At 55.8% G+C, this 1,941-nt stretch carries 3 protein-coding genes; all 3 read left to right on the top strand.

The features are described 5' to 3' along the window. A partial coding sequence (locus RW114_RS20505) for a tyrosine-type recombinase/integrase (RefSeq protein ID WP_340124582.1) occupies positions 1 to 599 on the top strand: 599 nt, incomplete at its 5' end. After that, positions 482 to 778 (top strand): tyrosine-type recombinase/integrase, encoded by a 297-nt coding sequence (locus RW114_RS20500; protein ID WP_340124581.1) that lies wholly within the window; start codon positions 482 to 484, stop codon positions 776 to 778. The genes RW114_RS20505 and RW114_RS20500, both read left to right, overlap by 118 nt. 9 nt (positions 779 to 787) lie before the next feature. After that, the coding region (locus RW114_RS20495; protein ID WP_340124580.1) for an IS91 family transposase at positions 788 to 1,941 on the top strand (1,154 nt) is incomplete at its 3' end.

Genomic DNA, 1,941 nt, shown 5'->3' with positions numbered 1-1,941 from the left:
TTCGAGTTGTAAAGCGTTTCTCGAGTTTCCTGGGGCGCTCGCCGGATACCGCCAGCGCCGAGGATTTACGCCGTTATCAGTTGTATCTGGTCGATCACGGCATTTCGTCTATTTCCCTGAATGCGGCTATCACGGGGCTCAAGTTTCTGTTTGAAACGACGCTAGATCACCCGGAATTGTTGACCAAGATGCGCGCGGTGCATGAACCTCGCAAACTGCCGGTAGTCTTGAGTCGCGAAGAGGTGGCTCGCCTACTCGCTGCCACTGACAACCTCAAGCACCAGACCGCATTATCGGTGGCTTACGGTGCCGGCTTGCGTGTCAGCGAGGTGGTGTCGCTGAAGATCAGCGACATTGATAGTCAGCGCATGACGCTGCGCATTGAACAGGGCAAAGGCAGCAAGGATCGTTACGCCATGCTATCGCCGGTGCTGCTGGAACGCTTGCGCGCTTGGTGGAAATTTGCCCATGCCCAAGCAAAATGTTACAAGGTGGCTGGCTGTTTCCTGGCTTGGATCCCATCGATCCACTCAGTACCCGTCAACTCAACCGGGCTGTCCATGCCGCTGCAGAGGCGGCGGGAATCAATAAGCGGGTAACGATGCATACGCTGAGGCATAGCTTTGCCACACATTTGCTGGAACAGAAGGTGGATATTCGGATTATTCAGGTGCTGCTCGGGCACAAGAAACTGGAGACTACGGCGCTATACGCTCAGGTGGCTACCGATATTCTGCGTGAGGTGATCAGTCCGATCGAGACCTTGCAACCGGTGTAGGTTAAGGCCATGGTGCGTCCCGCACTGGAGGTGGCGGATATCTTCCGCGCCCACGGCCCCGTCTGGCGACAAGCCCAGCACAATCACTTAAGTCTGGGGCAACTGAAAGTCATGTCGGCCATCGAACAGTGCCGTACCTCAACCTTGGGTGGGCATGTGTTGCATTGTCCTGCCTGCGAGCATGACGAAATCGCTTACAACTCCTGCCGTAACCGGCATTGCCCGAAGTGCCAGGCCAGTGCGGCCAAACGTTGGCTCGAAGCCCGGCAGGATGATCTGTTGCCGGTGGATTATTACCATTTGGTCTTCACCTTGCCCGCGCCGATCAGCGCCATCGCCTATACCAACAAAGCGGTGATCTATGGCCTGCTGTTTGAGGTCGCCGCCGAGACGCTACGCACCATCGCCGCTGATCCCAAACATCTGGGCGCTCGGATCGGGGCTACCTTGGTCCTGCATACCTGGGGATCGGCGTTAATCCATCACCCGCATATACACGGCATCGTTCCCGGTGGCGGTTTATCCTTGGACGGCGAGCAATGGGTATCTTGCAAGCCAGGCTTTTTCTTATCGGTACGGGTGCTGTCACGGCTGTTTCGACGGCGTTTTCTGGAGGAGTTGAACAAAGCGCAGGCAGCTGGACAATTGCAATTCTTCGGTGAATACGCTCATCTGGCTGACGCGGCGGTCTTCGCTCACTGGCTTGCGCCGCTTAAAAAATGCGAATGGGTGGTCTACGCCAAACGCCCGTTTTCCGGACCGAAGGCAGTTTTGGCCTATTTGTCGCGGTATACCCACCGGGTGGCGATCGCCAACTCACGGCTTATCAGTATGGACGAGCAGGGGATTACGTTTCGCTGGAAAGATTACCGGGCCAAAGGCAAGACCCGCCATAAAACCATGACGCTCGCTACCGACGAGTTTATTCGCCGTTTTCTGCTGCATGTGTTGCCCAGTGGTTTTCATCGCATTCGGCATTATGGCTGGCTAGCCAATACCGGGCGACACGATAAGCTTGCGCTGATACGTGAGTTGTTGCACGTAGTTCCTGAGGAAGCAAAGGTAAATGAGCCATCGACAGAATCTGTCCAGCCGGTCTTCGTTTGCCCTGATTGTGGTGCGCCGATGATCATTGTCGAAATCCTGGCACGCAAACCGTTGAT

It is taken from the genome of Methylobacter svalbardensis (genome assembly GCF_037671525.1).
GTDB classification, from domain to species: Bacteria; Pseudomonadota; Gammaproteobacteria; order Methylococcales; family Methylomonadaceae; genus Methylobacter_A; species Methylobacter_A svalbardensis.
The sequence above is the reverse complement of the archived record's forward strand: the minus strand, read 5'-3'. Positions and strand labels throughout refer to the sequence as shown.

Excerpts from the sequence above, each read along its gene's own strand:
- RW114_RS20500 (WP_340124581.1), top strand. The coding sequence starts at position 482 with ATGTTACAAGGTGGCTGGCTGTTTCCTGGCTTGGATCCCATCGATCCA.